Genomic DNA, 25,356 nt, shown 5'->3' on the forward strand with positions numbered 1-25,356 from the left:
TTTTCCGGATCGCGGAGTCGTGGTGGGTATCAGGGTTTTCGCAGGCGTCGCTATCGACATACCTGCGAATCTAATCCGAGTGAGGGAGAGGTGACAGACTCTCCATGGGCCACGGGGATACTCCCTAAGATGTATCCCCATGACTCAACCTGCCTATGGGTTGGGCGATTTCGCGTCACGTGCAAGGCCCTGCGGTCTTCTGATCAGCTGCGCGTCCACCGCTTTGTTGACGGCGTCGATACGTGATACGGCGTGGAGTTTCTCGAAGATGTTGCGCAGATGCCGCTTCACGGTGCCTTCGGTAATCCGCAGCCGGGTGGCGATCTGGCGATTACTCAGAGCGGCCGCCGCCTGCGTGAGCACTTCCCGTTCCCTGGGAGAAAGGGTCTGTTGCGGCTCACCGAATCCGGATTCTGGAATTCCGCTGCGGGGCACGGCGATCGTCACATGCGGATCGCGCGCCGCAGTATTCCGGATCGCCGACAGGAGCGACTCGCGCGGCACGCTCTTGTGCAGATAGCCGCGCGCGCCCCGGGCGAGCAGCTCCTGCACCAGCTGCGCGTCGTTGTACATCGTCAGCATCAGCACGTGCAGTTCCGGGAAGCGCCCCGTCAACTCGCTGACGACGCTGGGTGCGTGGTGATCGGGCATCTCCACGTCGAGCAGTACGACCTGCGCGCCCGTGCGCTCCACCAGGTCGCCCAGGCCCTGCGAGGTGTCGACGTCCGCCACGACCCGCAGGTCGTCCTCCGCGTCGAGCAGCTGGCACAGGGCGGTGCGCAGCAGGGAGTGGTCGTCGACGGCGATGATGCGGATCGGCTCAGCCGTGCCGTGCCGTCCCTCGTCCGTCGTCTGCATGTTCCTCCTCGTCCAGGGGGACGGACAGCTCGATGGCCGTGCCGTGCCCGGGGGCGCTGTCGATGGTGAGCCGGCCGGCCAGGAGCTGCGCGCGCTCGGTCAGCGACGCGAGCCCATTCCCCTGTCGCCGCCCCGGTACGAAGCCGATGCCGTCGTCGCGCACGGATGCCTGGACGTGACGCGCGTCGACCTTCACGTCGATGGTGACGCGGGACGCCGAGGCGTGGGCCAGTGCGTTGCGCAGGCACTCGCGGAGCATGATGAACAGGTCGTCGCTGACGCCGCGGGGCAGCAGGTCGTCCGGGTCGTCGACATGGATCTCCACCACGGGTTCGTCGATCGCCATGGCGCTGACGAACGCGGACAGGGCGAGCTGGAGAGAGCGGCACGTGTCCGACCTGGTGCGCAGCTCGGTGACGATGTCCCGGGTGGTGTAGAGCGTCTCCAGGATCGCCTGTTTGAGGCTGCCGAGCCGGGCGTCCGACGAGGCGGCGTGCTGCGTGAGTTCGTAGAGCTCGAGCTGGCGCAGGGCGAGGCTGGCGGTGCTGCCGATCCGGTCGTGGATCTCGCGGGCCATGCCGTGCCGGCCCTGCTGCGCGGCGTCACGCACGACGTCGAGCAGGAAGAGGTCGTACCCGCTGGACCCTTCCTCGAGGCGTCGCGTGATGGCGGACTGCAGAATGGGCGGCACCTTCATCAGGTAATGCTCGGAGCCGGGCCGGTCCGCGAAGATCCGCCCCAGGAACTCCATGGTGATCTGGAAGAACATGGATCCCGCGCGGACCGAGTGGACCGGCGGAATTCCCTGTGAGATCCGGGCGCCGCCGAGACGCCGGGTCTTCTTCATGAGCTGGGGATTGAGCGGCGCTTCGGTGCCGTACCGCAAGGCGTGCACGCATTCCCCGAGAATGTGCTGGGCCTGCTCGCGGCAGGATGTCCAGGCTTCCTGATCCATACCGAGCGGATTGTTCTGATCGAGCAGAGCCCGCCGATAGGTGTCGAGCAGTTCCGCTTCCAGTGCCTGTAATTCCGCAGCGAGCGTCGCGCCTTCAGGATCCGGAGTCTCCCCCTGGATTTCCTGCGGCGATGCGTCGTGCACGTTTCCTTCCCCCCGTCGATACCCGTCGCCGCTTCCAGGTCCGGACTACGTTGTCAAGAGGGAAGACGGTTCGAAGATCGGATTGAGCATGCCTCGTGCCGCGACGGGGTGTCAAGCGACAACCGGGATACTCCACCGTATAGGCGCGGCCTTCAACTACCTGTATTTACGGGCCTGCTGACAAGGTAATCGAAGGCGTCTTCGTCAGCTCTCGCGGGCGGCATCCACTACTTCGTCATGAGCGGAACGCGCAGTTTCCCGACCCGTCACGTCCGTGGGCCCGCCCCGGGTCGTATCGCCTGTTTCGGCCAACTTCTGGGCCGAGCACGAGAAATGTTCATGAATCAGCCGGCGCAGCGCGGAAAGCGCGACGTCGCCGAGCACGGTGCCGGACACCATGCTCGCCGCGGCACTCTCGGGGTCGGGCTGCCGGCGCAGCAACTGCACCTCGATGTCGACAACCCGCTCGAGCGCCTCCGCATACGTCTCCAGGAGTCGCGGCAGATCGCGCTGTTCCAGCCATTCGCAGGTGACCAGGACCTGGGTGAGCGTCTGCCAGGCCGGATTGTCCGGGCTGACCTGCCACGACCGCTGCTCGGCGAGCGCCGTGGTCCGCTCCTTGGCGCGCTCCCACTCCTGATCCTGCGACACGGACCCGCGCGCGGGCAGCGCGTACTGGACCGCGCCGAGCAGCTCGTGCAGGGGCGGCGAGGCGTCGATCCGCCCGACGATCTGCCGGATCGCCGCGGGGGAGAGCCCGCCGACATCGAGCAGTGTCCGCACGAGCGCCACCCGCCGGACGTGGGACTCGTCGTACTCCTGGGACTCGTCCAGAGCCGGCAGGAGCTCCATGCGCAGATAGAACCTGAGCATGCGGTCGGGGACGCCGGTCCGGCGGCTCAGATCGGAGAGCTGCGGCACGTCTCACTCACCTTCGGGCCAACTCGGCTGAACAGCCGTCTACTTCGGGGTGTACGGGCGGATCCGTGCGGAACGGCGAGGGGAATCAGCGGGACCATATGCAGCATCGGAACACGGGCACAAGACGGCCCGAGTGAACTCGATCACCACTACAACCAAGGAAGTACCCGCGCTGCCCCCTGCGACCGGACCGATCGCCGCTCGGGCGTGTCGGGGGTGGTACCGGCGGGGGTGACCGCCGGATCCGTCGGTGCGGTATCGCTTACGTCACCGCTACGGCCGACTCGCTAGCGTCCGGCGGACCCCATGAAAAAAGCCCTCCCTGAGGAGGGCCGGCAACCCGGAAAAATGCGGCGCCCCCGGCAGGACTCGAACCTGCGGCCAAGCGCTTAGAAGGCGCCTGCTCTATCCACTGAGCTACGGGGGCCGGTGTGTGGCCAGTGGCTCGGGACGGATGTGGGGGAGATCCGTGACCTTGCCGGGACCAAGGATAGGGCTCCCGGATCCCTGTCCCTGCTGCTTCGCCTCCGTGGCACGATGTGGAGGTTCGGTGAAGCGGTCCTGATAATCGCAGGCAGGTACGAATCCTGCACCGCTTTTGGCGTCTCACGCCCCGGGTGTTGTGCACTCGTTATGCCTGCGCCCCAGTCGTCCCTTCCGTCCCATGGACCGGATGGGCCGCATCGGCGCGCAGAGACGTCCATATGCTTCAGAAAGCCGCCAAAATTGGGCATTCTTCGCATGTGGTGACCTTGGACGTACGGCCTCAGCTGCTCGACGCACTCTCCGCGCTGCGCGACCGTGTCGCCGCCGCGCGTTTTCCTCTCCCTCTCCCGGGGGCGCCGCGTGCGCGTGCCAACCGGGCAGAGCTCCTCGCGCAGCTCGACGACTATCTCGTGCCCCGGCTGCGGGACCCCGAAGCCCCCCTGCTCGCCGTGATCGGCGGGTCGACCGGTGCCGGGAAGTCGACCCTCGTCAATTCCCTCGTCGGGCGGAAGGTCAGCGAGGCCGGGGTGCTGCGGCCCACGACCCGCACCCCCGTACTCGTCTGCCACCCGGAGGACCACCGCTGGTTCTCCGGGGCCCGAGTCCTGCCCGACCTCACCCGCGTATGGACGCCACGGCGGCCCGACGACACAGAGCTCGGGGCCTTCGCCCCCGCCGACGACGACGAAGACGTCCTGCGCGTCGAGACCTCCGGCAACCTGCCCCGCGGGCTCGCCCTCCTCGACGCGCCCGACGTCGACTCCCTCGTCGCCCACAACCGCGTGCTCGCCGCCCGGCTCATCAGCGCCGCCGACGTCTGGATCATGGTCACCACCGCCTCCCGCTACGCCGACGCCGTGCCCTGGCGCCTGCTGCGCAGCGCCAAGGAGAACAACGCGACCCTCGTCACCGTCCTCGACCGAGTGCCCCACCAGATGGTCGCCGAGGTCTCCCGCCAGTACGGGGCCCTGCTCGCCAAGGCCGGACTCGGCGACGTACCGCGCTTCACCGTCCCCGAACTGCCCGAGTCCACCGGCGGCGGCGGCCTCCTGCCGGCCTCCGCCGTCGCCCCCCTGCGCGCCTGGCTCACCCACCGCGTGCAGGAACCCACCGCCCGCTGCACGGCCATCGCCCGCACGGCCAACGGCGTCATCGACTCCCTCCGGGTCCGCACCCCCGAACTCGCCGGCGCCGTCGCCTCCCAGTACGCCGCCGCCCTGCGCCTCACCGCCACCGTCGACGAGACGTACGCGAGGGAGGACGCGCGTGTGCGCACCCGGCTCCAGAGCGGCGGCGTGCTCGCCGGGGACGCCCTCAAGCGGTGGCGCAGCTACCCCCTCGACTGCGCGCCCGCCGAACTCCTCGACGCGCTCACCGAGAGCCTCGGCGCGCTCCTCCTGTGCGCCGTCACCGCCGCCGACGAACGCATCGACGAGGCCTGGCGCCGCGACCCCGCGGGCGCGGCGGACGGACTCGCCGCCCGCGACCCCGACCTGGAGACCGCGGAACACCGCATCGGCATGGCCGTACGCCGCTGGCGCCGCGTGCTCGAGGAGTACGCGGAGGAACAGGTACGCACCCTGGACGCCACCCCGCCGCCCGACACCGAACTCGTCGCCGCCCTCCTCGCCACCGCCCTCCTCGGCGGGAACCGCGCCCGCAGCGCGGGCGAGAGCCTCGCCGAACGCATCGGCGCCCAAGGGGCCCTGCGCCTGCGTGACCGGGGCGGGCGGCTGCTCAGGGACTACCTGGACAAGGTGCTCGCCGTGGAGCGCGAACGCAGGCTCGCGCCGCTCGACGCACTCGACGTACATCCCGAGTCCCAGGCCGAACTGATCGCCGCGCTGTCCGTACTGCAGAAGGAGAGGTGACCGCGGTGACCGCCGTCACGGACCACACCGAACACGCCGAACACGCCGATGGGACGGAACCGGCCGGGCGGGTGGATCCGCCGGGGGACGACGCGGACGGCTCCGGCGGCGGCGCCTGGGACGACGGGCTCATCGCCCGGCGAGTGGCGGACTCCGGCGTCTTCGACGTGGAGGACGACCCGTACGCCCACGAGCACGAGCTGCACGGCGCCGACGCGGAACTCGTCGCACGCCTCGACGCGCTGCGCGAACTCGTCGGTCTCTCCCGGGCCCGCGTCGACGGCGCGGCCCTCGCCGAGGCGGGTCACGTGCTCGACCAGGCGGCCGCCCGGCGCCGGCTCTCCCACCGGCACACCGTCGTCGCCATCGCGGGCGCCACCGGCAGCGGCAAGTCGACCCTCTTCAACGCCCTCGCGGGCGTGCCCCTGTCCGAGACGGGACTGCGCAGGCCCACCACCTCCGCGCCCATCGCGTGCAGCTGGACGGACGGCGCCGCGGGGCTCCTCGACCGGCTCGGGATCCCCGGCCGGCTGCGCCGCCGCCCGCTCCAGGGCCAGGGCCCCCAGGGCGTGGACGCGCCGCTCAAGGGGCTCGTCCTGGTGGACCTGCCCGACCACGACTCGGCGGCCGTCGCGCACCGTGAGCAGGTCGACCGGATCCTCGAGCTCGTCGACGCCGTCATCTGGGTCGTCGACCCCGAGAAGTACGCCGACGCGATGCTGCACGAGCGTTATCTGCGGCCCCTGGCCGGCCACGCCGAGGTCACCTTCGTCGTCCTCAACCAGGTGGACCGGCTGCCCGGCGAGGCCGCCGACCTCGTACTCGACGATCTGCGGCGCCTTCTCGACGAGGACGGGATCGCGCTCAGCGAGCACGGTGAACCGGGCGCGACCGTGCTCTCCCTGTCCGCGCTCACCGGTGACGGTGTCGATGAACTGCGCGAGTCCCTTGACCAGTTCACGCGGGAGCAAGGCGCCGCCGCCCGCCGGATCGAGGCCGACATCGACGCGGCGGCGCTGCGGCTGCGGCCCGTCTACGCGACCGGGCGCAAGAGCGGGCTCAGCGAGGACGCCCGCGAGGAGTTCACCGACCGTCTCGCCGACGCCGTGGGCGCCGAGGCCGCGGGGCAGGCGGCCGAGCGCGCCTGGCGCCGCAACGCCAACAAGGCGTGCGGCACCCCGTGGCTGCGGCTCTGGCACTGGTGCGAGGGCCGGCGCACCCCGAGCGCCACTCTGACGGTCAGGCCCGTGCCCTCCGACGAAGAGGCGACGGCGCGCCAGCGCGTGGAGCACGCGGTGCGCATCGTGGGCGAGCGGGCGTCGGCGGGACTGCCGGGGCCCTGGGAACAGGCGGTGCGGGAGGCGGCGACGCGAGGCGCGGAGGGGCTTCCGGAGGCGCTCGACGACCTGGCGGTCTCGGCGGGGTCGCCGCCGCCTCGGCTGCCGAGGCCCGGCTGGTGGCCGGTCGCGGTACTCGCCCAGATCTCCATGACGATCGTTCAGGTCATCGGCGGGCTGTGGCTGTTGGGGCAGATCATCGGCGTCCTCGACCCGAACCTCGGGGTGCCGGTGCTGTTGATGCTGTGCGGCATCGTCGGCGGACCGTGCGTGGAGTGGTCGTGCCGGATGGCGGCGAAGGGGCCGGCGCGGCGCTACGGGCTCGACGCGGAACGGCGCCTGCGGGAGGCGGCGGCGGGGTGCGGCCGGGCCCGCGTCCTCGACCCGGTGGCCGCCGAGCTTCTGCGGTACCGGGAGGTCAGGGAGCAGTACGTGAAGGTGACGGGGTGAGGCGCGGCCCCCACCAGGCCCCGGCTGGGTGACCGGGTTTTCCACAACCGGCCGGTAGAACACAGGCTTCAGCGGGCTCGTCCCGGCACAGGCACTCTGAGAGCGCGAACCCGGAACCGTCCGGGAACGCGGTACGGACGAGGCCGTGCGGGACGGGCCCGTACGCGTCCGTGCGCAGGGGAGGGGTGGACCGACATGAGCGAGACGACGGTGACGGTCGTGGGGAACGTCGCGACGACGCCGGTGTACCGGGAGCTGCCGAAGGGGCCGGTGGCGCGGTTCCGGCTCGCGGCGACCGCCCGGCGCTTCGACCGGGTGCGCAACGAGTGGGTGGACGGGCACACGAACTTCTTCACGGTGTGGGCGTGGGGCGCGCTCGGCACGAATGTGCAGGGCTCGCTGTCCATCGGTGAACCGGTGCTCGTGCAGGGGAGGTTGAGGGTGCGGGACGAGGAGCGGGGCGGGCAGCACTGGACGTCGGCGGACATCCAGGCGTCGGCCGTCGGGCACGACCTGTCGCGCGGGACAACCGCGTTCCGGCGTGCCCGGCAGGGTCAGCCGGGGCGCCGACCGGACGGCGACGAGCCGTCGTTCGAGATCGATCCGCAAGCGGATGGTGAACCCGAGGAGCAGGGCGAAAAGAGCGAACAGCGAGAACCGGCCGCCGTCGGCTGAAATGTGCCGATGAGCCTTCGGATCGAGGCGCGTTGCGAATGCGGCCCGAAGTGCGGCTTATCGGCGAATGAACACCGGTTCCATGCCGTTGATTTGTCGATAAGCCAGGGCCGTAATCATTAGCGGCGATAACGATTCCGAGTCGGATCGCTCTCGTACCCCTCTGACCTGGGGACTGCGGTGCGCGGCTTCCTTAGGATGCCGGGCGTAGCCCACGGGGCCATTGATTCGGACGTCTGCTCAAGCGTCTGATTCACACATCGTTCTGTCGGCGGGACGTCACCCCCCTCGTGCCAATGTCTCCCGCCTGAAGGGGAATTCTGTGTTCTCTGCGGTATCTGTGTTGTCGGCGGTCACCCCTCGCGGGCGGGGCGCCGCCCGCCTCGCCGCGGCGGCCCTGGTGTCCGGACTCGTGGCCACCGCCGCGATATCCGGCGCTGGTGCGGCCTCTGCGGACGAGGTCCCCCAGCAGCAGGGCGGCGCGACCGCCACGATCGGCGGGCTCAAGACCTACGGTCAGGCCGTCATCCACGACCACGGCCAGGACCAGCCCGTCTCCGCCGGACTCTTCGAGATGTCCGTCGACAACGGCGGCACGCTGCAGACGTACTGCATCGACATCCACAACCCGACCCAGCGGGACGCCAAGTACCAGGAGACCCCCTGGAGCGGCACGTCGCTGAACGGGAACGCGGACGCGGGCAAGATCCGCTGGATCCTGCAGAACTCCTACCCCCAGGTCAACGACCTCGCCGAGCTGGCCCGCAAGGCCGGCGCCGGCAGCCTCACCGAGAAGGACGCCGCGGCCGGCACCCAGGTCGCCATCTGGCGCTACTCGGACGGCGCGGACGTGGACGCGGTCAGCCCCGCGGCCGAGAAGCTCGCCGACTACCTGCAGAAGAGCGCCCAGCCCCTCGCCGAGCCGAAGGCCTCGCTGAACCTGGAGCCCTCCGCCGTCTCCGGCCGCGCCGGTGACCGGCTCGGCCCGGTCACGGTCCGTACGAACGCCGACAGCGTGAGCGTGACGCCGCCCGCCGACGCGGCCGCCAGCGGGGTCAAGGTCGTCGACAAGGACGGCAAGCCCGTGACATCCGCCGTCGACGGCGGGCAGCTGTTCTTCGACGTCCCCGCGGACGCCGCCGACGGCACGGCCGCGCTGACGGTGCAGGCGTCGACGACCGTGCCCGTCGGTAGGGCCTTCGCCTCCGAGACTCGCAGCCAGACGCAGATCCTCGCCGGTTCCAGCGAGTCCACGGTCTCCGCGACCGCCACGGCGAACTGGGCGAAGAAGGGCGCGGCCCCCGCGCTGTCGGCCCAGAAGAACTGCGCCAAGGGCGGCGTGGACATCACGGCGACCAACAAGGGTGACGAGGCGTTCACCTTCAAGCTGATGGGCATCGAGCACACCATCGCGGCCGGTGCCTCGCAGACGGTGACGATCCCGCTGCAGGAGGACCAGGCCTACGACTTCACGATCAAGGGTCCGAACGGCTTCGAGAAGCGCTTCAAGGGCGTCCTCGACTGCAAGACCGAGAGCACCACGGGCGGCGGTGAGCAGCCGTCGTCGCAGCCCAGCCCGGCCTCCGTGGGCGGCACCGGCACCCAGGCCGGCGACCTCGCCGAGACCGGCAGCTCGAACGCCACCCCGATGATCGCGGGGATCGCCATCGCCCTCGTGGTGATCGGCGGCGGAGCGGTCTTCCTGGTCCGTAAGAAGAAGGCCCCGACCCAGGACTGACCCCACACCACGCCCGACCTCGGTCCCGGCCCGCCTCCACGGCGGCCGGGGCCGTATGCGTTCCCGACCGCACCCGGAGCGTCACCAAGAGTGACGCACGCCACGCGGTTTCCATCCAGGGATGGACGTCAGGCAAGATGGGGTGTATCTGCCCACACATCGATTGCCGGACGGTTTCTCTTGGCTGAGTTCATCTACACCATGCGCAAGACGCGCAAGGCGCACGGCGACAAGGTGATTCTGGATGATGTCACCCTGAACTTCCTGCCCGGCGCGAAGATCGGTGTCGTGGGTCCCAACGGTGCCGGTAAGTCCACGGTGCTGAAGATCATGGCGGGCCTCGAGCAGCCGTCGAACGGCGAGGCCTACCTCTCGCCCGGGTTCAGCGTCGGCATCCTCATGCAGGAGCCGCAGCTCGACGAGTCGAAGACGGTCCTGGAGAACGTGCAGGACGGCGCCGCCGACACCATGAAGAAGCTCCACCGCTTCAACGAGGTCGCGGAGCTCATGGCGACCGACTACTCGGACGCCCTCCTCGAGGAGATGGGCAAGCTCCAGGAGGACCTGGACCACGCCAACGCGTGGGACCTGGACGCGCAGCTCGAGCAGGCCATGGACGCCCTGGGCTGCCCGCCCGGCGACTGGCCCGTCAACAACCTCTCCGGTGGCGAGAAGCGCCGCGTGGCGCTGTGCAAGCTCCTCATCGAGGCCCCCGACCTGCTGCTCCTCGACGAGCCCACCAACCACCTCGACGCCGAGTCGGTGAACTGGCTGGAGCAGCACCTCTCGAAGTACGCGGGCGCCGTGGTCGCCGTGACCCACGACCGCTACTTCCTCAACAACGTCGCCGAGTGGATCCTCGAGCTGGACCGCGGCCGCGCGCTCCCCTACGAGGGCAACTACTCGACGTACCTCGACAAGAAGGCCACGCGCCTCAAGGTCGAGGGCCGCAAGGACGAGAAGCGCGCCAAGCGGCTCAAGGAAGAGCTCGAGTGGGTGCGGTCCAACGCCAAGGGGCGCCAGACCAAGTCCAAGGCCCGTCTCGCCCGCTACGAGGAGATGGCCGCCGAGGCGGACAAGATGCGGAAGCTGGACTTCGAGGAGATCCAGATCCCGCCGGGCCCGCGCCTGGGCAGCATCGTCGTCGAGGTCGAGAACCTCTCCAAGGCCTTCGGCGACAAGGTCCTCATCGACGACCTGTCGTTCACGCTGCCGCGCAACGGCATCGTCGGCGTCATCGGTCCGAACGGCGCGGGCAAGACCACGCTGTTCAAGATGATCCAGGGCCTCGAGACGCCGGACAACGGCTCGATCAAGGTCGGCGACACGGTCAAGATCTCCTACGTCGACCAGAGCCGCGCCAACATCGACGCGAAGAAGACCCTCTGGGCCGTCGTGTCGGACGAGCTCGACTACATCAACGTCGGCCAGGTCGAGATGCCGTCGCGCGCGTACGTCAGCGCCTTCGGCTTCAAGGGCCCGGACCAGCAGAAGCCGGCCGGCGTCCTGTCCGGCGGTGAGCGCAACCGCCTCAACCTCGCCCTGACGCTCAAGGAGGGCGGCAACCTGCTGCTCCTCGACGAGCCGACGAACGACCTCGACGTCGAGACCCTGTCGTCGCTGGAGAACGCGCTGCTCGAGTTCCCGGGTGCGGCCGTGGTCATCTCCCACGACCGCTGGTTCCTGGACCGGGTCGCCACGCACATCCTCGCCTACGAGGGTGACTCCAAGTGGTACTGGTTCGAGGGCAACTTCGAGTCGTACGAGAAGAACAAGATCGAGCGCCTCGGCGCGGACGCCGCGCGTCCGCACCGTGCCACGTACAAGAAGCTGACGCGAGGCTGATCGTGCGTCATATCTACGCCTGCCCCCTGCGCTGGTCGGACATGGATGCCTTCGGGCATGTCAACAACGCTGTCTTCGTGCGGTACTTGGAAGAAGCGCGGATCGACTTCATGTTCCAGCTGGCGCCCGGGGACGGGTCGCCGTCGTTCTCCGGCGGGTCCGTCGTGGCCCGCCATGAGATCGACTACGTACGCCCGCTGGTGCACCGGCACGCGCCGGTCACCATCGAGTCGTGGGTGACGAAGATCAGCGCCGCGTCGCTCACGATCGCGTACGAGATCAAGGACGAGGACCAGGTCTACGTGCGGGCCTCGACCGTGGTCGTGCCGTTCAACCTGGAGGCGCAGCGGCCCCGGCGGATCACCGCCGAGGAGAAGGCGTACCTCAAGGAGTACATGGACGACAGCGCCGACAGCGGCTCGGGGGCGCTGGCCGCATGACGGCACCCGTGCTGCACTTCGCCGACGCCGGGGAAGGGGCGGACCTCGCCGCCTTCCTCGGCCGGCTGGTGCACTACGACCGGGCCGCCGCCGTGCGGCTCCAGGCGGGCGGACAGGCGCTGGCCGTCTTCGGGCGGCCGCCGTCGTTCGAGGTGCTCGCGATCCGCACGGCCCGCCTCCTGAAGCCGTACGAGTACGGGCTGGACAGCTCGCTCGACGTGACCGTGTCGGCCGGTGAGCTGCTCGAGTCGATCGACGAGGCCGCCGGGACCGCGCGCGTGCCCGCCGCGGTGACCGGTCCTCCGTGGGCCGGTGTCCTGCCCCCTCGCGGCGGCTGGGAGCTGGTCCCCGGCTTCCCGGACGTGGACGTCGTACGCGGGCTCGTACGGGCCGCCGTCGCCGAATTCAAGGCGCGTGTCGAGGAGCTGGCTCCCGACGCGCGCACCCGCGTCGAACTGGACCGGATCGGGCGCGAGATCTGGTCGCGGACCATCGGTGACACCGGAGTTCCGGTGCGCGCCGCCCACGCGGCCCAGTCGCTCGGCTTCCTTCGCGGGGACGCGCTCGACCTCCTGAGCAGCGGCTCGTGGCTGCGGCTGCGCACGGCCTACGGCTCGGTGGCGCTGCGGCGCGGCAACGGGCTCTCCGGCCTCTTCGTGACGCCCGCCTGACCGACGGCACCGGACACCCGTCTGAAGGATCAGCCCTGCTCGGTGTCGTCCGGCCACACCCCGATGTGGTCCTCCTCCAGCTCCAGGAGCACCCTGTCCCGCATTCCCAGTGCCCGCGTGTGGTCCGCGGGGAGCTGGAGCCGGCCCGCGCGGTCGAGCATCGCGTACTCCCGTGAGATCAGGGACTCCTGGCCCGTCGCCGCGTCGACCTCCGTGCGGCGCAGGACCTCCGTCGAGGTGCGGCCGTCGCGGATGGCGACCGTGCGGCGGACCTCGGAGGCGACGGTCTGGTCGTGCGTGACGATCACGATGGTCGTGCCCAGCTCCTCGTTCGCCGTGCGGAACGCGGCGAAGATCTGCTCGCCCGTGTGGGAGTCCAGTTCGCCGGTCGGCTCGTCGGCGAGCAGGACCGACGGCTCGTTGGCGAGCGCCACCGCGATGGCGACGCGCTGCTGCTGGCCGCCCGACAGCGCCTGCGGACGCCGGTCGCGGCAGTCGCCGACCCCCAGCATTTCGAGGAGTTCCACGGCCCGCCGGGACTTGTGCGAGCGCTTGGTGCCGCCCCTCAACTGCATCGGGAGCGCCACGTTCTGGGCCGCCGTCAGGTAGGGGAGCAGATTGCGGGCCGTCTGCTGCCACACGAAGCCGACGATGTCCCTGCGGTAGCGCAGGCGCTCCTTCGCGCCCATCGTGAGCAGGTCGCAGCCGGCGACCTTCGCCGCTCCCGCCGTCGGCTCGTCGAGCCCCGCGAGGATGTTCATCAGCGTCGACTTGCCGCTGCCCGACGCGCCGACCAGAGCCATCAACTCGCCCTCGCGCACCAGGAGATCGAGCCCCTGGAGTGCCTGCACCTCGACGCCGTCAGTGGAGAAGATCCGCACCAGCCGGTCGCAGGTGATCAGGGCGTCATGGCCGTACGCGGGCTGCTCGCGGCGGTCCGCGGCGCGCCGTTCGAGATCGGCGAGGGTGGGGTCGGTGGTGGTCATGATGTCTCTCCCGGTGTCCCTTCGGCCCTAGCCGCTGACGTTGCCGATCCTGTCGGTGTGGTGACGTCGTACGCCCGCTGTCCCCATCGGTTCATGACGCTTCCCCCGCCCTCAACTCCCGGACGAATCCCCGCCGTCCGGTCCACCAGGCCTGCCCGGCCGCCACGGCCGTGGCGAGCAGGACGACGCACAGCGCGGGCAGCAGGAGCGACAGGGCGTCGGTGCGCAGCTGCGCCACCGGGCCCCCGTCACCGGCCGTCGCCAGGGCCAGACCCGTCAGGTCGAGGCCCGGCGAGAGGAGCCGGATCGCCGCCCACCCCGTGAGGGCGCCGCCCGCCGCGGCGAGCGCGGCCTGGGGGAGCGCTTCGAGGATGAGGAGGCGGCGGGCCTGGCGGCGGGTGAGACCCATGGTGCGCAGGCGCGCGAGGAGCGCGGTGCGTTCGGGGGCGGCGCGGGCGAGCGCGAGGAGCAGGGTGAGCGCCGCGTACCCCGCGCCGATGACGACGGCCGCCGAGTAGACGCGGGCGGCGCCGGTCTGGAGGGGCGAGTCGACGTACCGGGCGCGTTCGGTGGCGCGCAGCCGCACCGACACCTTGGAGCCCGCGGCCTTGCGCAGGGCGGGCCCGTCGATGTGGCCGCCGGTGACGAGGAGGGAGCTGGGGAGGTAGCGGTACGCGATGTCCTCGTTGGACTTCTGGCCGATGCCGACCCGGCGGGCCAGGGCCGTCCTGTCGACCACGAGGAAGTCGTCGGACAGGGCGGGCGTCGTCGTACGGACCTCGGAGATGCGCAGCACGACGTCCTCGCCGTCCATCCACAGCGAGAACGGCCCGGTCCCGAAGACGTCCCGCATCGAGGGGGAGGCCAGCACGGGGAGCGGCGACGCGGCGGTGCCGGCCTTCGCGGCGTCCGTCGTCAGCGCGCCGGCGGGGAACTCCCCGAGGTCCGTACGGGCGGACAGACGCGCGTACGACGCCGTGTCCACGACCGCGATCGGCACCTTGCGCTTGCCGTCCTTCGGCTCGGCGTCGTACCGCAGCGTCAGCGGCGACACGTCCCGCACCCCGGGCATCTTCCGGACCTGCCCAACGAGCGCGGCGGGCAGCGGGGAGCCGGACTCGACGCGGGCGTCCGCGCCGGTCGTGAGAACCGCCGCCCGGTCCCGCTCGTGGTCGATGCCCGCGAGGACCGAACCGCCGAACGCGGCCGTCGTCAGCGCCGTGAGCAGCGCGAGCAGGGGGAGTACCGCCGTACCGGCACCGGCCGTCGCGCGGCCCGTCCTCGCGAGCGACAGATAGCCGACGACGCCGCGCAGCCGCCCGGCGGGGCGGGCCAGCCAGCGCAGCGGCAGCGGATACACGCGTACGAGGACGAACGCGGCGACGACACCGACCAGGACCGGCGCGAGCGCGACCAGACTGTCCCCGCCGTCGGACGTGCCCCGGCGGCGCAGCGCCACGATGGACGCGACCGCCAGCACGAGCAGGGTGAGTTCGGCGACGGTGCGGCGGCGCGAGGGGCGGGCGTGGGCGAGGTCGTCGCGCGCGCCGCCCACGTGGACGCGGCGGTGCGCGGCGACGGCCCGCAGGGGCAGGGCGAGGCAGGTGAGCAGGACGACCGCGGCGGCCGCGAGCACGGCGGGCTGCCAGCGGCCGTGCCGGACCGCGACCAGCGCGAGCGCGAGTCCGGCCGCGCCCGCGGGCACGGCCACGACCGCCGTCTCGGCGAGCAGCCGCCCGGCGAGCCCGCGCACCGAACCGCCGCGCGAGCGCAGGACGGTGAATTCGGCTCGGCGCCGCTCGGCGGCCAGGCCGCCCGCCATCAGGAGCACGATGCAGGCGACCGTGCCCGTGCCGTACGCGGCGACGGAGACGACCGGGCCGATACGGGCCCGCAGTTCCTGGTAGCCGGTGACGAACTCGTCTAGGCCGGTGGCGACCTCGGTGTCGCCGCCCGTGGCTCCGCGCACCGCGAGCAGGCCCGGGCCGTCCTTCGTATAGGCGACAGCGGACTTGAGGGCGGGCATGGTGCGTGCGTCGAGGGAACCCAGGTCGGGCGCGAGCTGCCAGAACTGCTCGGGGTCGCCCGCCGTGCCGAGCAGCGCGGGTGCCGCGTCGGGCGCGAGGAGGATCCCGCCGACCCAGAAATTCGACGGAGGTCGCGTCTCGGTCTGGCGCAGCGACGGGGCGGCGAGGACCGGAGCGGCCGCCCAGTACGACGCTTTGGGGTCCCTCGCCTTCAGGACACCGGTGATGCGCACGGACACGTTGCCCTCCATCAGGGCGGGCACGTGGATCACCGAACCGGGCTCGATGTGAAGCGCCTTGGCGGTCGCGGCCGTCACGGCGCCCTCCACCTCGGTCGTCTTCCAGGTGACCTTGCCCGCGCGCGGCATCCGGCCCGCCGCGACGCTGCTGTGCCGGGCGAGCCCGGTCTGCGCGGAGAGGGTGAACTGGGCGCCCAGCCCGTCGGGCCGCGGCAGCCATGTGTCGGTGTCCGCTGCCTTCAACTGCACGGTGGTGCGCAGCCCGTACGAGGACTGCGTCTCGTCCACGGCGAGCGGCGCGTGCAGGGAGCCGACGATCTTGTCGTACGCGGCGCGCATGGACTCGGTGCGCATCAACTCGTCCCGCTCGCCCGCCTCCTGTTCGATGGCGGGCTGCGCGGTGGTGAGGTCGAGCACGGTGCGCTGGGGTGCCGCGGCAGAGACCGCGTGGCGCAGGCCCGCGTCCTCGTAGTCCTGGACGGCGCGCGGGAACACGGCGGCCAGGCAAGACGTGAGGGCGACCAGGAGGGCGAGCGCGCAGGCGGCGCCGGGTGCGGCGCGCAGGCGGGTGCGCACCCAGGGGGCGACGGTCGGTGGCGTCATGTCACTCACTCCCCTGGCGGCGCAGTGTGATGGCGGCGTCCGGCGGCCGGCGCAGGGCGATGCCCGCGGTGATCAGGACGGGTGTCGCGGCGACGCCCGCGAGGAGGAACAGGACCTGGCCCCACGGCAGTTCGACCAGGACCCGGGGCATCGGCTGCGCGGCCTGCCCGGTCAGTACGACGAGCGGCACGACGGCTCTCGTGAGGAACGACCCCAGGGCCAGCCCCACCAGGAGGGCGAGCGCGACCAGGATGCCCTGCTCGGCGGCGACGAGACGGGCGAGCTGGCGCCGGGGCGCGCCGAGCGCCCGCAGGATCGCGAACTCGTCGCCGCGCTCGCGCATCGAGCCCGCCGTGTTCACGGCGAACCCGACCGCGGCGAGGAGAGCGGCGGCGACCGCGGCCGCGGCGAGCGCCGACTGCGGTCCCGCGCCGAGCGGGTCGTCGCGCAGGGACTCGGCGATCTCGGACCGCACGACGACCTGCGCCGGGTCGGCGTCGGGGCGGGCGCGCAGCGCGGCGGCGGCCTCGGCGCTGCGGCCGGGCTCGGTGCTCAGCCACCACTCGTCGGGCAGAACGGTCTCCTTGTGCCGGTCGGCGAGCGCCCGGTTCAGGGTGGGCAGATCGAGCAGCAGGGCGCCCCCGTCGGCGGACTTGGGGCCGGTGTCCATCTCGGTCGCGGTGTCGGCCCCGGCCTCGGGCCCCGTGGTGGGCAGGGCGCGTACGCTCGCGGAGATCCGCACCTTGATGGGCGAGCCGTTGACGGGCACGGCGACGGTGGAGCCGACCTTCGCGCCGGACGAGCTCAGGAAGCGGTCGGTGGCCACGGCGGTGACCTCCTTGACCAGGGGGCGCTTCGCGGTGAGCCGGACGCTCATGCTGGGCGGCGCCCCGAACGGGATGCGCAGCGGATCGAGCTGCCCGGTGTCGAACCCGACGAACACATGGCCGTCCGACGGACGGCCGAGCACCGGGGCGCTGGGCCGGGTGTCACCGTTTCCTTCCCCGCCTCCCTGCACGGACGCCCCCCACCGCGTGCCCAGCTTCAGCGACTGCTGCGCGCCCGCCGCGTTCACGGACCGCAGCTCCTCGAACGTCAGGCGGTGCTTCACCGTCTCGGTGACGGACTGGTTGATGTCGAGGGCCAGGCCGGTCAGGGTCAGCGGGGTCGCCGCCCGGTCGAGGGACGAGCCGCCGCCCCCGCCGAGGTCCATCGCGAGCCGGTGCGCGCGCCCGTCGGCGGGCAGGTCGTCCAGGAACACCTGATACGGGGTTCCGTAGCGGTCCTCGACGGTCGCGGTGACGGGGCCCCGCACATCGGACGGTGAGGCGTCGTGCGGACGGGCGGGCGTGCTCAGGCGCAGCGTGAGGGAGGCGCCGGCCGCGTCGGCGGGCAGCACGACGCCGGGCGAGCGGGCGTCCCCACCGGTGCGCAGCGACGACAGCAGCCGCGACGGGGACTTCGACGACATGTCGTCCCGCAGCAGCAACTCGTCGGTGGCGTGCGCCGTGTCGAGGGCGAGCAGCGTCGCCTCGCGGCTTCCGGTCAGGGGCATCGTCGCGCGGAGGGCGGGGGCCGCGTCCCGTACGCCGGGAGCCGCCGCGTAGACCCCGGCCTGGCCGAGCCCGCCGCCCGGCGCGAGGACACGGATGGAGGCGCCCGCCCGGAAGTCCGCCTGGTCCTCCTGCGAGCGGTTCCAGGACGCGCCCTGCCCGATCGCCAACATGCCCATGGCGACGGCGAGTACGAGGAGCAGGACGGGGCCCGCGCCGCGTAGCGGGCGGCGGCTGAGCTGCCAGCCCGCGAGCGCCGACGGCAGCCCGCGCCCGCCGGCCGCGCGCCGCTCCGCGAGCTTCGCGGCGGGCGGCAGCAGCCGCAGCGTCAGGACCGTACCGGCGAGCAGAGCCAGCGCGGGGGCCGTGACGAGGAGCGGGTCGATGCCGAGGGTGCCCGAGGCGTTGCTGCTGAGCGTGCCCGAACCGGACGTCTGCCGGTCCAGCTGCCAGTACGCCACGGCCGCGATGACCAGGAGCCCGACGTCGGCGCCCGCCCGCAGCGGGGCGGGCAGGGCCCTGGCCCGGCCGCGCTCGGGACCGGCGGCGCTCAGCGAGGGCACCGTCACGGCGAGCGCGCAGCCCACCGCGACCGCCACGGCGACGAGCCACACTCCGCGGTCGGCGCTCACGTCGAGTCGCAGCCCGATCCGGGACAGGGCACCCCAGGAGGACAGCAGCCGGGTCAGCGGGCCCGCGAGGAGCGGCGCGCACACGGCGGCGGGCAGTGCGAGCAGCAGCGCCTCGATGGCCGCGAGCGAGGTCACCCGGGCCCGCGAACCGCCGCGCGCCCGCAGCATCCACGTCTCGCCCGCCCGGTCCGTGCTCAGCAGCCGGGCCACCAGCAGCAGCGTGTACGTGGCGAGCAGGACGAGCTGGAGCGCGACGATGAGGAGGGTGGAGCGGGAGACGAGCAGGGCACGCTCCGCCCGGTCGAGGGTCTCCGGCAGCGAGGTCGTCACCCCGGTCGTGCCCGCGAGCGCCTTCTCGCGCAGGAGCGCCCTGGTGCCTTCGAGGGCGCTCCTGCGCAGCGTGTGGATGTCCGACGTCGTCACCGACGAGAAGTCTGCGGACGCCAGCCAGGCCGACTTCCCGGCGGAGACCCGGCCGGCCGTGAGGTCGGAGGGGGCGGCGAGCAGCGGCCCGTACGTCGTGAAGGAGATCTTCTGGATGCCGCGGCCGCCGAGGTCGTCGAGCTTCCAGTAGGGGGCGGTCGGCCGGACGGGCCGGTACACGCCGGTGAGCACGACCGACACCGTGGGGCCGCCGATGCGGTCCTTCAGGGTGAGCTTGTCGCCGGGGCGCAGTTTCAGCTGCCGGGCCGCGGCCTCGGGGAGCGCCGCCTCGACGGGCGCCCTCGATCCCTTCGATGCCTTGGATCCTTGTGCCGCCTTGGGGGCGCGGCCCTTCGTGATGCGGACCTCGCCGCGCTCCAGCGCCGCGAACTGGGTCAGGTCGGGGTTCCCGGAGCGGGCGGCGGGCGCCTGGAGGGAGCGCGGCAGCGCGTACGGGCCCGACCTCATCAGCGTCTGCACCCGCACCGGCAGACCGTCGAAGGTGTCCCGCGCCCCGGACCGGACCGCTGCGTCCGCCGCCTCGCGGCCCTCGGCCGACACATCGGCCTTGACCGTCAGCGCCGTGGTCGCCGCGTCGCGGGTGCGCAGGCTGTTGCGCAGGGCGGCGTCACCGATCGCGCCCGAGAAGGCGCTGAGCATCGCGAGAACCGACGTCGTCAGCAGGACCGCGAGGAGCGCAGCCGTCAGGAGCAACCGGTGCGCGCGCACCCGAAGAAAGACAAATCCCGACACCCCTGCCCCCGTACCCGCTCTACGCCGCGCATCCCCCGAAAGTCTGTCCGGATACTTTCAGAGCGAACGGGGTTGGGGAAGGGGTGGGGGAACCGGATAACGGGGGCGGCGCATCGGATAACGGCGTCTCAGCCCTCCGTGTTCACCATCGAAGCCGCGGCGTACGTCAGGTAGTTCCAGAGCGTGTGCTCGTGCTCCTCGGACAGGCCGAGCTCGTCGACCGCGGTCCGCATGTGCCGCAGCCACGCGTCGTGCGCAGCCCGGTCCACGGCGAACGGCGCGTGCCGCATCCGCAGGCGGGGGTGGCCCCGGTTGTCGCTGTAGGTGCGCGGACCGCCCCAGTACTGCATCAGGAACAGCGTGAAGCGCTCCTCGGCCGGACCCAGATCCTCCTCCGGGTACATCGGCCGCAGCAGCGGGTCCTGGGCGACACCCTCGTAGAAGCGGTGGACCAGGCGCCGGAAGGTCTCCTCGCCGCCGACCTGCTCGTAGAAGGTCTGCTCCTGAAGCGTGCCGCGCGGAATCTCGGTCACGTCGGTGGGCCTCACAACTCTCGCTCGGGTCACCCCGATGCCTTTCCGGCCGGGGGCCCGGGGGTCGTCCCCCGGGAAATGCAGCACGTGTCCATCGTCTCAGACGACCGGGACGAGGACTTGAGGCTTAGGACCGGCCCTCCCCGCACCCGACTACACCCCGGACGGGGGCTCGCTCTTACGCCTCCGGCACAGCACAGTGGACGCATGGGCGCACAGGGCACGGACCCGGATGCGGGAGCCGACGCGGCACGGGCCGCGCTCGTGCGGGAGATCGCCGTGAGCGGGGCCTTCGACGGCGACCCGTCCTGGCGCGAGGTGTTCGAGCAGGTCCCGCGCCATGTGTTCGTGCCCTACTACTACCTTCCGGCGCCGACCGGCTACCGGCGGCTGTGGCGCGAGGACCCCGACCCGCGGGAGCGGGAGCGCTGGCTGCGCGGCGCCTACGCCGACGAGCCGCTCGCGACCCGGGTGCGCGACGGTGAGCTGGTGTCGTCCAGCAGCCAGCCGTCCCTGATGGCACGGATGCTCGTCGAGCTGGACGTACGCGAGGGGCACCGCGTCCTGGAGATCGGCGCGGGCACCGGCTACAACGCCGCGCTGCTCGCCCGCCGCGCCGGCGACGAGAACGTCACCACCGTCGACCTGGACCCGGAGATCACCGAGTCCGCGCGCCGGCACCTCGCCACGGCGGGCTTCCGGCCTCATGTCGTCACGGGCGACGGCGCGGCCGGCTGCCCCGAGCATGCCCCGTACGACCGGATCATCGCGACCTGCGCGCTGAGGGCCGTGCCCAGTGCCTGGCCCGCGCAGTGCCGGCCCGGGGCACGCATCCTGGCGCCCCTCGCGACCGGCCTGATCCTGCTCACGGTGCGCGAGGCCGGCCACGCCGAGGGCCGCTTCCTGCACACGCCCGCCTACTTCGTTCCCCTGCGCGGCGGGACGCAGGGCGAGGAACCGGTGCAGCACATCGGCGGGCTGCCCCGCAGGGTGCTCGCCGACGAACTCTTCCGGTTCCTGCTCTCGCTGACCGCGGGCCGGCTCGACCCGCACGAGGCCCTCGCCCTGTGGGAGCGGGAGGGACGGCCCGTGCGGGAACGGTTCGGCATCACGGTCAGCGGCGAGCACGAGTGGGCCTGGCTGGACGACCCCGAAGGGCCGTACGCCTGGTCACTGCGCTCCGACCGGATGTAGGAACTAGCCCCGGTGGATCGTGATCGTCGTCCAGGCGCCCACGTGCACCCGGTCGCCGTCCTGGAGCGGCACGGGGACGAAGGGCTGGATGGGCTCGTCGCCGCCGTTGACCGTGGTGCCGTTCGTCGAGTTCTGGTCGACGACCGCCCACGATCCGTCCGGCTGCTGCACCAGCACGGCGTGCTGGTGCGAGACGCCCGGGTCCTCCGGCGGCACCGACAGATCGATGTCGGGGGTGTCGCCCGTGGAGTGGCGGCGACGGCCGATCGTCAGCTGGTTCCCGGTGAGCCGGCGCTGCTGCTCGGGCGAGTACGCGGGCAGGTTCAGGCCCGAGGCCTCGGGCCCGCTGCGGTGCATCATCGCCATGAAGTACTCACGGTCCGGGCCGATCGTCGCGCTCCAGGTCGCCGGCTGCTGCTGGAAACCCTGGGGCGCCTGCGGAGCCTGGGTCTGCTGCGGCGGCGGGAAGCCCTGAGGACCGCCCGGCGCCTCGGTCGCGCCGGGACCCTGACCTTGCTGCGCCGGGGCCGACGGGGGCGAGAGCACCCAGTCGTCACCGCCGCCGAACGACGGACCCGGCGGAGGCGGCGGCGGACCCTGCGGGTGGCCGGTCTCCTGCGGGAACGCGGGCGGGGCCGGCGGACCCGGCTGCTGGAACGCCTGCGGGGCGCCACCCGTGCGGGGGCCCGGCGGGGGCGGCGGGGCCTGCGCCGGGCCACCGCCGAACGGCGGGATCGGCTCGGCGGGCCGGTTCATCTGCGAGGGCCGCGAGCCCTGGTACTCGAACGAGTCACCGGGACCGGGCGGCTGCTGGAAGCGGAGCGCCGGGTTCGGGCCGACGGGGCCCTGACCGGGGCCGGGGCCGGGAGCCGGCGGGTTCGGCGCGGCCGGCGTGTAGGACGTGGCCGTGTTCGTCAGGAAGTTCCACCGGCACTCCTCGCAGAACGGCGCGCCGCCCTCACGGGGCGTGCGGCACTGCGGGCACAGCTCGGGGCCGGCGCCGGGCGGCGGCGGAGCGGGCTGGCCGGCGTTCCCCGGCGGCGGGTAGCCGTAGCCGGGAGGCGGGGTCTGGCCACCCTGGGGGTAGCCGTAACCGGCGGCCGGGGGCGGCGGGGGAGGGGGCGGGGGTACGGCACCGGCCATGCGGTGACCGCAGACCTCGCACCAGTCGTCGGAACCCGACTGGTGTCCGTTCGGGCAGGTCGGCATGTCGGCGCTTCCCCTCCGTTACTTCGCTACGTCATCACTTCTTGACACGGACAGTCTTCGTGGACCGGGTCTCGAGGGTCATTTCGTCAGCCTCGGCGACCTTGGCCTTCAATCGAACAGTACCTTCCGCGGCGTCGACCACGTCCACCACCTTCGAGAGGAGTTTGGCCGTATCCGCGTTCCCGGACGCCGCGGCGAGCTGTACCGCGCGTCCCAGCTTGGCCGTCGCTCCGTCCGCATCGCCCGCTTTGCGGGCATCCAGTCCCTGCTGGATGACTTGTGCCAGTTCCGCCTGTCCCGTGTAGTGCGCGACCTGCGGATTGATCGACGTGGAGGCCGTCATGTCGTCCGTCCACACGGCCCGTACGAGTCCCTGCGCCAGGGTCTGCGCGCTGCCGTCGGCCCCCGGGATCACCAGTGAGACGCGGCCGGCCAGCATCTCCTGGCCGAGCTCGGCGTTCGGGACCTGTACGCACACGTGGTAGTCGCGGGACTCGTCGCCCCACGAACCCGTCGGGTAGTCGCCCGCGCGGGGGCCCGCCTCGACGCGACGGTCCGTCAACTCCTCGACGGTGGGCGCCACTTGCTTCACGAACTTGATCTCGGAGCCGAGCGGCGTCCACAGCCGCAGCGCGACGTCCGCGACCTCCTTGCCCATCGCCGTCTCCATCATCCGCGTGAAGTCGGCGGCGAGGCCTGCCGGGTCGGCGACGATGTCGGCGGTGCCGAGCATGGCCGAGGCGATCCCCGTGACCTCCTTGACCTCCCAGTCCGTCCCCACGCCACGCGCGTCACACGTGAAGCGGCCCGCGCACGCGTCGAGCGCGGCCTTCAGGTCCTCGGGTGACTCGTGCTCGTTGCGCCCGTCGGTCAGCAGGATGCCGTGACGCACCGAGGACGCGGGGACGTCGGCGGCGGAGAGCAGCCGGTCGGCCAGGCGCAGCCAGGTGCCGATCGCCGTGCCGCCGCCCGCGGACAGCTTGCGCAGCGCCTGCTTGGCCTGGTCACGGGTCTGCGCGTCGGCGACCGCGAGCCGGCCACCGCCCGGGTAGACCTCCTTCGCCACATGCGTCCCGCCGATCACGGCGAAGTGCACACCGTCGCGCAGGGCGTCGATCGCGGCGGCCGTGGCGTCACGGGCGTTGCGCATCTTCGTCGGCGGGTAGTCCATCGAGCCCGAGCAGTCGACCATCAGCGCGACCGCCGCGTCGGCCCCCCGGCCCGCGGCGTAGAACTGCGGAGCGGCCACCGCGCCGCTGACCGTGCCGCCGCCTGTCGACGTCACGGTCACGATCGCGTTGACCTCGCGGCCGCCCTCCGGCAGGAACTCGTTCTGATAGACGTCGACCGAGAACTGCGGAACGCTCGGCTTCGAGAACTTGGCCATGGTTGTTGGTCCCCCCTACACCTTCGTGCACCTCGTGGAACATCCCCGACGACCCGGCGACTTCCCCGCGCCGCCCAGGGCCTTTCGTGACGAAAGGCCCTAGGCCGATCCTGCCCCCTGCGGCGGGACGGGGAACGGCAGCACCGCCACTGTTACGTTGTCGTGGCCGCCGCCGTCGAGCGCGTGGCCCACGAGGACCTGGGCGCTGTGCAGCGGCCGGTGCGCCGCGTCGGCCGGGATGACTCTGGCCATGTCCTCGGCGGCCTCCGCGTAGTTCCACAGCCCGTCCGTGCACACCACGACCACGCCGGGGCGGTCCGGCTTGAACGAGGCCGTGTGCGGCTCCAGTTCGTACGCGTCCGCGCCGAGCCAGCCCGTGATGGCGTGCGCGCGCTCGTCCGCGTACGCCTCCGCCTCGTTCATCAGGCCCGCGGCGACCATCTGGGCCGCCCACGAGTCGTCCTCGGTGAGGCGGGCCGCGGGGGCCGCGCGGTCGTCGGGCACCCAGTAGGCGCGCGAGTCGCCGACCCAGCCGACGATCAGCAGGTCCTTGGCGACGATCGCGCCGACCAGCGTGCACGCGGGCGCGTTCTGGTGCGGGGCGTGCTCGCGGGCCGAACCGGGTTCCTGCGCCAGGACGTTGACCGCCTCGGCCGCCGCGACGATCGCGTCGTGCATGGCCTGCTGCGGATGCGTGCCGCGCGGCAGGGACTCCAGCAGCGCTTCGCTCGCGGCGCGCGACGCGGCCAGGGACGCCTCGTCGGGGCGGGTCGCCGAGGACACGCCGTCGCAGACGATCGAGACGACGGACGGCGTCCCGTCGGGCAGTGCGGCCGACGCGATCGCGAACGCGTCCTCGTTGCGGTGGTGGCGCAGCCCCCGGTCGCTGACCGCGGCGACCGCGCCCAGCTCCTGCTCCATGTGATCGCGCTCGCGCGGCTGCGCGTGCCCGCAGTTCTCGCAGTAGCCGTCGCGGTCGACGTGCCCGGCCCGGCACGCCACGCAGAGCTTCGTGCCCGCGGGCGGGGTCGCGAGCGCCTCGGGCGGCACCGTACGCGGATCGGGCGCGGGCAGCGTGTAGTCGCCGGCGGACTCGCCGGCCTGCTCGGGAACCCCGTCGAAGCGGACTACCGACGGAAGTTCGGAGCCACCCGAATCGGTGCCCGGCAGGTCGGTGGGCAGATGAACGGGCGCCGGGGTGTCGGAGCTGTCGAGCTCGGGGGCGGACGGCCAGTCCACGTCGGGCGTCTGTGCCGGCGCCGCGCCGTCCGTGCTCAGGGTGACCGTCGGCAGGTCGTCCGGCGGGGCCGGCACCGCCGACAGGTCGTACCCGCACGCGCCGCAGAAGCGGTCACCCGACTCGAGGGGCTCCTCGCAGCTGGGGCATGTCGACATGGCCGTCGGCCGAGGCATCTGCGACATCAAC

Annotated in this window: 18 protein-coding genes and 1 tRNA gene; 8 read left to right on the forward strand and 11 right to left on the reverse strand. The window is 72.2% G+C overall.

Annotated features, from left to right (window positions below):
- Nucleotides 1-153: 153 nt before the first annotated feature.
- The 4 genes from OG758_RS31020 to OG758_RS31035 all read right to left on the reverse strand — a co-directional run bounded on the left by OG758_RS31020 (nt 154) and on the right by OG758_RS31035 (nt 3,305).
- Nucleotides 154-858: a response regulator transcription factor gene (locus OG758_RS31020; RefSeq protein ID WP_326712954.1), complete on the reverse strand. Its 705-nt coding sequence runs from the start codon at nt 856-858 to the stop codon at nt 154-156.
- Entirely contained in the window at nt 821-1,957 is a 1,137-nt protein-coding gene (locus OG758_RS31025) for a sensor histidine kinase (RefSeq protein ID WP_326712955.1), read from the reverse strand. Before OG758_RS31025 ends, OG758_RS31020 begins: the two co-directional genes overlap by 38 nt.
- 204 nt (nt 1,958-2,161) lie before the next feature.
- Complete coding sequence (locus tag OG758_RS31030) at nt 2,162-2,878, reverse strand: MerR family transcriptional regulator (RefSeq protein ID WP_326712956.1); 717 nt, start codon at nt 2,876-2,878, stop codon at nt 2,162-2,164.
- Nucleotides 2,879-3,232: 354 nt separating this feature from the next.
- Nucleotides 3,233-3,305: transfer RNA gene (locus OG758_RS31035), tRNA-Arg, on the reverse strand.
- Between the two features lie 316 nt (nt 3,306-3,621).
- Here OG758_RS31035 and OG758_RS31040 point away from each other — a divergent pair.
- From OG758_RS31040 to OG758_RS31070, 7 genes are all read left to right on the forward strand, one after another.
- On the forward strand, nt 3,622-5,235 hold the full coding sequence (locus OG758_RS31040) for a dynamin family protein (protein WP_326712957.1): 1,614 nt from the start codon (nt 3,622-3,624) through the stop codon (nt 5,233-5,235).
- A gap of 5 nt (nt 5,236-5,240) precedes the next feature.
- Complete coding sequence (locus OG758_RS31045) at nt 5,241-7,022, forward strand: GTPase (protein WP_326712958.1); 1,782 nt, start codon at nt 5,241-5,243, stop codon at nt 7,020-7,022.
- Nucleotides 7,023-7,217: 195 nt separating this feature from the next.
- The gene (locus OG758_RS31050; protein ID WP_326712959.1) at nt 7,218-7,697 is read left to right on the forward strand and encodes a single-stranded DNA-binding protein; all 480 of its coding nucleotides are present in this window, start codon (nt 7,218-7,220) and stop codon (nt 7,695-7,697) included.
- 322 nt (nt 7,698-8,019) lie between these two features.
- Nucleotides 8,020-9,435 (forward strand): Cys-Gln thioester bond-forming surface protein, encoded by a 1,416-nt coding sequence (locus OG758_RS31055; protein ID WP_326712960.1) that lies wholly within the window; start codon nt 8,020-8,022, stop codon nt 9,433-9,435.
- A 180-nt stretch (nt 9,436-9,615) separates the two neighbouring features.
- A complete protein-coding gene (gene ettA, locus OG758_RS31060) occupies nt 9,616-11,280 on the forward strand; it encodes an energy-dependent translational throttle protein EttA (protein WP_326712961.1) in 1,665 nt (554 codons plus the stop codon).
- Nucleotides 11,280-11,720, forward strand: a complete 441-nt coding sequence (locus tag OG758_RS31065; protein ID WP_326716093.1) for an acyl-CoA thioesterase — start codon at nt 11,280-11,282, stop codon at nt 11,718-11,720. Before ettA ends, OG758_RS31065 begins: the two co-directional genes overlap by 1 nt.
- The gene (locus OG758_RS31070) at nt 11,717-12,391 is read left to right on the forward strand and encodes a hypothetical protein (protein ID WP_326712962.1); all 675 of its coding nucleotides are present in this window, start codon (nt 11,717-11,719) and stop codon (nt 12,389-12,391) included. The genes OG758_RS31065 and OG758_RS31070 overlap by 4 nt, the downstream gene beginning before the upstream one ends.
- 29 nt (nt 12,392-12,420) lie before the next feature.
- On the opposite strand, the gene OG758_RS31075 is transcribed toward OG758_RS31070, so the two are convergent.
- The 4 genes from OG758_RS31075 to OG758_RS31090 all read right to left on the reverse strand — a co-directional run bounded on the left by OG758_RS31075 (nt 12,421) and on the right by OG758_RS31090 (nt 20,140).
- The gene (locus OG758_RS31075) at nt 12,421-13,377 is read right to left on the reverse strand and encodes an ABC transporter ATP-binding protein (protein ID WP_326712963.1); all 957 of its coding nucleotides are present in this window, start codon (nt 13,375-13,377) and stop codon (nt 12,421-12,423) included.
- A 91-nt stretch (nt 13,378-13,468) separates the two neighbouring features.
- Nucleotides 13,469-16,246 carry an FtsX-like permease family protein gene (locus tag OG758_RS31080; RefSeq protein ID WP_326712964.1) on the reverse strand — a complete coding sequence of 926 codons (2,778 nt, stop codon included), beginning with the start codon at nt 16,244-16,246 and terminating at the stop codon, nt 13,469-13,471.
- Nucleotide 16,247: 1 nt separating this feature from the next.
- Complete coding sequence (locus OG758_RS31085) at nt 16,248-19,583, reverse strand: FtsX-like permease family protein (protein ID WP_442810360.1); 3,336 nt, start codon at nt 19,581-19,583, stop codon at nt 16,248-16,250.
- A gap of 152 nt (nt 19,584-19,735) precedes the next feature.
- Entirely contained in the window at nt 19,736-20,140 is a 405-nt protein-coding gene (locus OG758_RS31090; protein ID WP_326712966.1) for a globin, read from the reverse strand.
- A gap of 207 nt (nt 20,141-20,347) precedes the next feature.
- Here OG758_RS31090 and OG758_RS31095 point away from each other — a divergent pair, with 207 nt between their 5' ends.
- Entirely contained in the window at nt 20,348-21,334 is a 987-nt protein-coding gene (locus OG758_RS31095) for a methyltransferase domain-containing protein (RefSeq protein ID WP_326712967.1), read from the forward strand.
- 3 nt (nt 21,335-21,337) lie between these two features.
- Here the strand turns inward: OG758_RS31095 and OG758_RS31100 are convergent, their stop codons facing one another.
- The 3 genes from OG758_RS31100 to OG758_RS31110 all read right to left on the reverse strand — a co-directional run bounded on the left by OG758_RS31100 (nt 21,338) and on the right by OG758_RS31110 (nt 25,355).
- Nucleotides 21,338-22,543: an FHA domain-containing protein gene (locus OG758_RS31100; RefSeq protein WP_326712968.1), complete on the reverse strand. Its 1,206-nt coding sequence runs from the start codon at nt 22,541-22,543 to the stop codon at nt 21,338-21,340.
- 34 nt (nt 22,544-22,577) lie between these two features.
- Nucleotides 22,578-23,930, reverse strand: a complete 1,353-nt coding sequence (locus OG758_RS31105) for a vWA domain-containing protein (protein ID WP_326712969.1) — start codon at nt 23,928-23,930, stop codon at nt 22,578-22,580.
- A gap of 99 nt (nt 23,931-24,029) precedes the next feature.
- Complete coding sequence (locus OG758_RS31110; RefSeq protein WP_326712970.1) at nt 24,030-25,355, reverse strand: PP2C family serine/threonine-protein phosphatase; 1,326 nt, start codon at nt 25,353-25,355, stop codon at nt 24,030-24,032.
- Nucleotide 25,356 lies beyond the last annotated feature (1 nt).

The sequence above is a fragment of the Streptomyces sp. NBC_01474 genome (genome assembly GCF_035918215.1).
Lineage (GTDB): Bacteria > Actinomycetota > Actinomycetes > Streptomycetales > Streptomycetaceae > Streptomyces > Streptomyces aureus.